This is a genomic window from Flavobacterium sp., from assembly GCF_024642105.1.
Classification (GTDB): domain Bacteria; phylum Bacteroidota; class Bacteroidia; order Flavobacteriales; family Flavobacteriaceae; genus Flavobacterium.
Genome location: NZ_JAHEBT010000052.1, coordinates 588,372 through 594,371, shown reverse-complemented (window position 1 = coordinate 594,371; position 6,000 = coordinate 588,372). Strand labels below are relative to the sequence as shown.

Here is a 6,000-nt window from a genome sequence, read left to right as displayed (position 1 = left end):
CAGATTATATTGAAGTACAACAAGGAACGAGTCCAACCGCACCGGGTAACGTTGTTATCGATACGGATGCTGATGGCGTTCCGGATTATATCGAAGTACAACAAGGAACGAGTCCAACTACGCCAGGCGCACGAGATACGGATGGCGATGGCGTTCCAGATTATGTAGAAGTACAACAAGGTACGAATCCTACCACTCCAGGCGCACGAGATACCGATGGTGATGGTGTTCCGGATTATATCGAAGTACAACAAGGAACAAGTCCTACTATTCCAGGAGCGAAAGATACGGATGGTGATGGTGTTCCAGATTATATTGAAGTACAACAAGGAACGAGTCCAACCGCACCGGGTAACGTTGTTATCGATACGGATGCTGATGGCGTTCCGGATTATATCGAAGTACAACAAGGAACGAGTCCAACTACTCCAGGCGCACGAGATACGGATGGCGATGGTGTTCCTGATTATGTGGAAACACAACAAGGAACAAGTCCAACCACTCCAGGCGCACGAGATACGGATGGTGATGGAATTCCAGATTATGTAGAAACACAACAAGGAACGAGTCCAACCACACCGGGTAACGTTGTTATCGATACGGATGCTGATGGCGTTCCGGATTATATCGAAGTACAACAAGGAACGAGTCCAACTACACCAGGCGCACGAGATACGGATGGCGATGGCGTTCCAGATTATGTAGAAGTACAACAAGGAACGAGTCCAACCACTCCAGGCGCAAAAGATACCGATGGTGATGGTGTTCCAGATTATGTAGAAGTACAACAAGGAACAAGTCCAACTACACCAGGCGCACGAGATACGGATGGTGATGGTGTTCCAGATTATATTGAAGTACAACAAGGAACGAGTCCAACTACTCCAGGAGATAAACTGTTAGATAACGATGGAGACGGAGTTCCTAACTATGTTGAAGTTCAGCAAGGCACTAATCCTAGAATTCCAGGCGCACGAGACACGGATGGCGATGGTGTTCCAGATTATGTAGAAGTACAACAAGGAACAAGTCCAACTACTCCAGGCGCACGAGACACGGATGGCGATGGCGTTCCAGATTATATCGAGGTACAACAAGGAACGAGTCCAACTATTCCAGGAGCGAAAGATACGGATGGTGATGGTGTTCCAGATTATATCGAAATTCAGTTAGGAAACAACCCTGCTATTTCAGATGCTCCAGACGCTGATTCGGATGGAATATCTAACTATAAAGAAGGTTATAATTTCCGTAATCCAGGAGCTTCTAGAGACACAGACCGTGATGGTACTCCAGATTATCTAGATGTAGATTCAGATGGCGATAGTGTATTAGATCGTAACGATGCTTTTCCACTCAATCGATTGGAATGGGCCGATACTGACCGCGATGGTACTGGAAACAATGCCGATACTGACGATGATAATGATGGTATCTTAGATGCTTGTGATGTGGATAGTAATGGCGACGGAATTCCAGATAATGGAACCGATATGGATGCAGATGGTATTATTGATAGCTGTGATTCAGATAAAGACGGCGATGGAGTAAACAACACTTCGGACAATTGTCCAAACTCAGCCAACACGAATCAAGCCGATAGAGATTCAGACGGTGCGGGCGATGTTTGTGATGCTATTGAGTTGGATGTAACACAGGCTCTAACACCTAACGGAGACGGAATCAATGATACTTGGGTAATCTATAATTTAGGAAACCACCCAGCTTCCACAGTTCGTGTGTTCAATGCAAATGGAATGCAAGTATTTTATTCTGCGAACTACCAAAACAATTGGACAGGAAATTACCAAGGCAGTAGCGAAATGCTACCGGTTGGTTCTTATATGTATCAAATTGATTTAGGAGGAGATGGAACAATAGACTCTCAAGGTTGGTTATACATCACAAAATAAAAAAACAAAAGATGAAAAAAATTCAAAATATATTAGCCACTGCACTACTTCTAGTAAGTAGTGTTGCTATGGCACAACAAGAGAGTGCTTATACGTTTTATCGTCAGCATATGAATTTAGTCAATCCGGCTTATGCAGGAATGGATAGTGTTACAGTAGCTACAAGTACCTTGAGAAAACAATGGACAGGCGTAGCTAATGCACCAGAGACCCAAGCGGTATCTTTTGGCACTAGTTTAGGTAAGAAAGTAGGCTTTGGTATGACAGTAATTAGCGATAAAACCTTCATTGAGAAACAAACCTATTTTAGTGTAGACTTCTCATACAAACTAAAAATGAGTGAGACAGCCGATGTGTACTTCGGTATCAAAGCAGGAGGGAACTCTTATAATGTGAATACCTCCGGTCTAGAAACTTACAACGTACAGGCTGACCCCGCTTTAGCTTCTATTAGTACCTTTAATCCCAATGTTGGAGTAGGAGCGCTTTACAAAGAAGGACCATTATATGTATCGTTATCTATTCCAAGACTATTGAATACCAAGAGAGCTAAAAACGATGCAGGTTATGCTAGCGTAGCTACTGATAGTCCGCATATTTATTTAAGCGGAGGTTATGATCTTCCGTTACAAGGAGAATTCTCGAGCCTTATTTTAAAACCATCGGCAATGTTGCGCTATGTAAGTGGTGCCCCTGTATCAGTAGATTTCACTACAATGTTGCAAATCGAAAAAATAGTTGAAATAGGAGGAATGTATAGAACTGATAAGGCCTATGCCGCTATGGCTAGTGTGTTAATCAGTAACCGATTATTGTTTGGGTTTGCGTATGAAATGAGTACACGCCCAGCCTTAGCTAGTGCTAGAAACACTAACGAAATTTTATTACAGTTTAAGTTTTAAATAGCGGTAGCAATACCACCAATTAAAAATCCCCTTTTATTAATAAAAGGGGATTTTTTTATGAAGTAAATAATGCCTTTAACTCAGTGGCATCATTGGGTTTCATTTTGCCTGCCAAAACTAAACTCAATTGCTTGCGTCGTAGTGCGGCGTCAAAACGTTGTTGTTCTAATTCGCTTTGAGGAATTATAGGTGGAACTTCAACTGGTTTCCCAGTAGCATTTACGGCTACAAAGGTATAAATGGCTTCCATTGTTTTGGTTCTGTCGCCCGAAGCACGGTCTTCAATCCAAACGTCAATAAAAATTTCCATTGAACTGTTGAACGAACGGGATACTTTAGCTTCAACGGTTACCACGCTTCCTAGCGGAATGGCTTTGGTAAACGCCACATGGTTCACTGATGCTGTTACACAAATATTTCTCGAATGTCGTTGCGCTGCAATACTTGCTGCTCTGTCCATTCGGGCTAACAATTCGCCCCCAAAAAGATTATTCAAATGATTGGTTTCACTTGGTAAAACCAAGTCGGTCAAAACGGTTAACGATTCCGAAGGGTATTTAGGTGTCATCATAAAAATTAATTAAGCCAATATACGGCCATTACAGCTGGAATAAAATAGATTACTATGGTTCTTGCCCCATCATAATCTTTAGCTAAACGTTGCCCTATTAAAAGCATCAATAATGTGATACAAGAAAAGACAGCGCCATAATAACCAAACACTCTTCCACTGTTGAGCAATAATTCAATTGCTCCCACAACACATAAAATGGTTGAAATTAACTCTAAAATTAAAACGTGTAATAGCGCTAGAGGCACATGATTTTTTAATTGAGTTTTAGCAAAATGACCTTTTAGCCATTCTACATTATCTTTCCAATAAAAGAGTTTGTCATAACCAGATTGAAGAAACGTAATGGCTAAAAAAACTAAAATTAAGATGGATGCAACATTATTCATAGTCTTTATTTTTTATGGATTAAACGGGTTAATTTGATGGATAAATCAGTGAGTATAATTTTAGCATTTCCGTTGCGTTCAATGTGGTACATCGCATCCGATAATTCTTTGAAAATCTCGTGGATATTATTTCCATTAACGAATGGAGCAAAATTAGCCAATTGGAATTTTTCGACCTTAGGTTCTAAATATACTAAACTCGGACTTTCATAATTGAGCAGCAACGCTTGGCGAAACATTTCAATACAAAATTCCAAAAATTTCTTTTGTGTTTCTCTTCCAAGTCCAGCGATTTGTTCGCTCCACTGAATTAAATCTTGAATTGCCGACGCATTTCCTTTGGCTTTAAACGCAGCTCGAACCCAAGTTACAAACCATTCGTCAAACGGATAATCGTCTTCGTCATTTTGCAATAAATGCAACGCTTTATTATAATTCCCTTGCGCTTGATGAGCAATAGTAGCGGCTAATTTAGAGTCAATTTGTTTTTTGGCTACCAAAGTCTCAGCAATACAATTTTCTGGTAATCCGCCAAAATGTAACACTTGACAACGCGAACGTATGGTTTGAATAATATCTTCTTCTTGTTCAGAGATGAGAATGAAAATGGTTTTTTCAGGTGGTTCTTCGAGCAATTTTAGTAATTTGTTGGATGCTTCTACATTCATTTTATCAGCCATCCAAACAATCATAATCTTATAGCCGCCTTCGTAAGATTTTAAAGCCAATGTTTTTAAAACATCACTTGCATCTTCTACTCTAATCAAACCTTGTTTGTTGTTTACTCCCAAAACAGCATACCAATCAAACAAACTCCCGTACGGATTATGAGTAACAAATGCTCTCCAATCAGCAATGAAATCAATACTTTTAGGTTTGGTTTTTACATCTTCTGTAGATACGGTTGGATACACAAAATGCAAATCGGGATGCGAAATTTTATCAAATTTAATATTGCAAGATTCGTTTTCGCCTCCATTTTCGCCTCCATTTTCGCCATTGGCATTACCACACAATATATATTGCGCATAAGCAATAGCCATAGGGAGGGTTCCACTTCCTTCGGGTCCTACAAATAATTGTGCATGCGGAATCCGGCCTAAATCGGCACTTTTAGTCAAGTGACTTTTAATATGTTCTTGCCCTAAAATTTCTGAGAATTGCATAAAGCAAAGATAACAGAAAATGAGAGAGTCAAAAATTTTAGGTTCTAAACTTTTTAGGGTTAACAAGCGTAGGTGTCTCTTTTTATAAATTGTTTTTTGCTAATAAAGAAACACTTAGCACCCAAAACATAAAAATCAGCTTTGTTTTAACAAATTTACTCTGCTTATTTACACAAAATCCACGAATATTTTTTTGAAAAGAACAATCACTATTTCAAAAAAAAGTATACTTTTATTTCCTTGAAAATAGTTACCCACCTATTTCAAGATTTTTTTTGAAACATAAAATTTAAATAATGAAAGCAAAAGTATCCCTTATCTGTACGCTTTTCTTGTTCCTTTCGGCAATCGCTTTTGGACAAAAAAAAGTAATTCCTAAAAGCATTATTCAACGTAGTGCATTAATCAGCAAATACCATGACAGTAAAGAATTGTCGTCAATGCCCAAAAAAGAACTTTTGGAATTGTGTATTGAACGCGCTTCGGTAATTACTAAAACCCTTCCGTATGTTGCTTTAGCAACAAAATCTGGAGTTACCATGATTGACCTTGGAATTCCTGACGAATCAGATTATCGAAAACTATTAGACGATCAAGAAGAAGAAATCACCACCTATCTTGAATTAACGACTAATTTTCAAAGAAAAATCTTGCCTTATGCCGACAAGAATCGACTCATTGCCGCCATTTTATTTTATGAAAATATTTTAAAATCGCTACACGAGTTTGAAGACAACTAATTAGGTCTTTTTTACCAATTCTTGTTGTTCAAGAAATTGAATTGTCCCATTTTTTATCCTTGTACCTATGAAAAATTTTGCCCCAACAATAGTGCTTTTGCTATTGGCGTTTTTGAATGGTAATGCCCAGCCAATTCAAGTAAATATTTTATTACGATTCGTTCGACACCATTGAAGCTGCAAAACAGGCTTTAAATGCCAGAGGAAGTTTGCCGTACAATGGCAAGATGTCCATAGTTAAAATTGAAAAGGAATAAAAAATAGAGGTACTCTTTTCAAATGGTTTTTTAATCCCTACAGAAAAACGGAAAAGGAA

Annotated in this window: 6 protein-coding genes; 3 read left to right on the top strand and 3 right to left on the bottom strand. The window is 38.8% G+C overall.

Annotation, left to right across the window (positions count from 1 at the left end):
* Together Q0L65_RS08175 and Q0L65_RS08170 are read left to right on the top strand one after the other, a co-directional pair.
* The coding region (locus Q0L65_RS08175; RefSeq protein ID WP_296685147.1) for a thrombospondin type 3 repeat-containing protein at window positions 1-1,913 on the top strand (1,913 nt) is incomplete at its 5' end.
* A gap of 11 nt (window positions 1,914-1,924) precedes the next feature.
* On the top strand, window positions 1,925-2,815 hold the full coding sequence (locus Q0L65_RS08170) for a type IX secretion system membrane protein PorP/SprF (RefSeq protein ID WP_296685145.1): 891 nt from the start codon (window positions 1,925-1,927) through the stop codon (window positions 2,813-2,815).
* Between the two features lie 58 nt (window positions 2,816-2,873).
* Here the strand turns inward: Q0L65_RS08170 and Q0L65_RS08165 are convergent, their stop codons facing one another.
* From Q0L65_RS08165 to Q0L65_RS08155, 3 genes are read right to left on the bottom strand one after another with little or no spacing between them, the layout of a single operon-like run.
* The gene (locus Q0L65_RS08165) at window positions 2,874-3,386 is read right to left on the bottom strand and encodes an acyl-CoA thioesterase (protein ID WP_296685216.1); all 513 of its coding nucleotides are present in this window, start codon (window positions 3,384-3,386) and stop codon (window positions 2,874-2,876) included.
* Between the two features lie 8 nt (window positions 3,387-3,394).
* Entirely contained in the window at window positions 3,395-3,778 is a 384-nt protein-coding gene (locus tag Q0L65_RS08160) for a DoxX family protein (protein ID WP_296685143.1), read from the bottom strand.
* Window positions 3,779-3,783: 5 nt separating this feature from the next.
* Entirely contained in the window at window positions 3,784-4,944 is a 1,161-nt protein-coding gene (locus Q0L65_RS08155; RefSeq protein ID WP_296685142.1) for a DNA polymerase III subunit delta', read from the bottom strand.
* 296 nt (window positions 4,945-5,240) lie between these two features.
* Between Q0L65_RS08155 and Q0L65_RS08150 the strand changes: the two genes are divergently transcribed.
* Window positions 5,241-5,684: a hypothetical protein gene (locus Q0L65_RS08150; protein WP_296685141.1), complete on the top strand. Its 444-nt coding sequence runs from the start codon at window positions 5,241-5,243 to the stop codon at window positions 5,682-5,684.
* Window positions 5,685-6,000: the final 316 nt, after the last annotated feature.

Excerpts from the sequence above, each read along its gene's own strand:
- Q0L65_RS08170 (WP_296685145.1), top strand. The coding sequence starts at position 1,925 with ATGAAAAAAATTCAAAATATATTAGCCACTGCACTACTTCTAGTAAGT.
- Q0L65_RS08165 (WP_296685216.1), bottom strand. The coding sequence starts at position 3,386 with ATGACACCTAAATACCCTTCGGAATCGTTAACCGTTTTGACCGACTTG.
- Q0L65_RS08160 (WP_296685143.1), bottom strand. The coding sequence starts at position 3,778 with ATGAATAATGTTGCATCCATCTTAATTTTAGTTTTTTTAGCCATTACG.
- Q0L65_RS08155 (WP_296685142.1), bottom strand. The coding sequence starts at position 4,944 with ATGCAATTCTCAGAAATTTTAGGGCAAGAACATATTAAAAGTCACTTG.
- Q0L65_RS08150 (WP_296685141.1), top strand. The coding sequence starts at position 5,241 with ATGAAAGCAAAAGTATCCCTTATCTGTACGCTTTTCTTGTTCCTTTCG.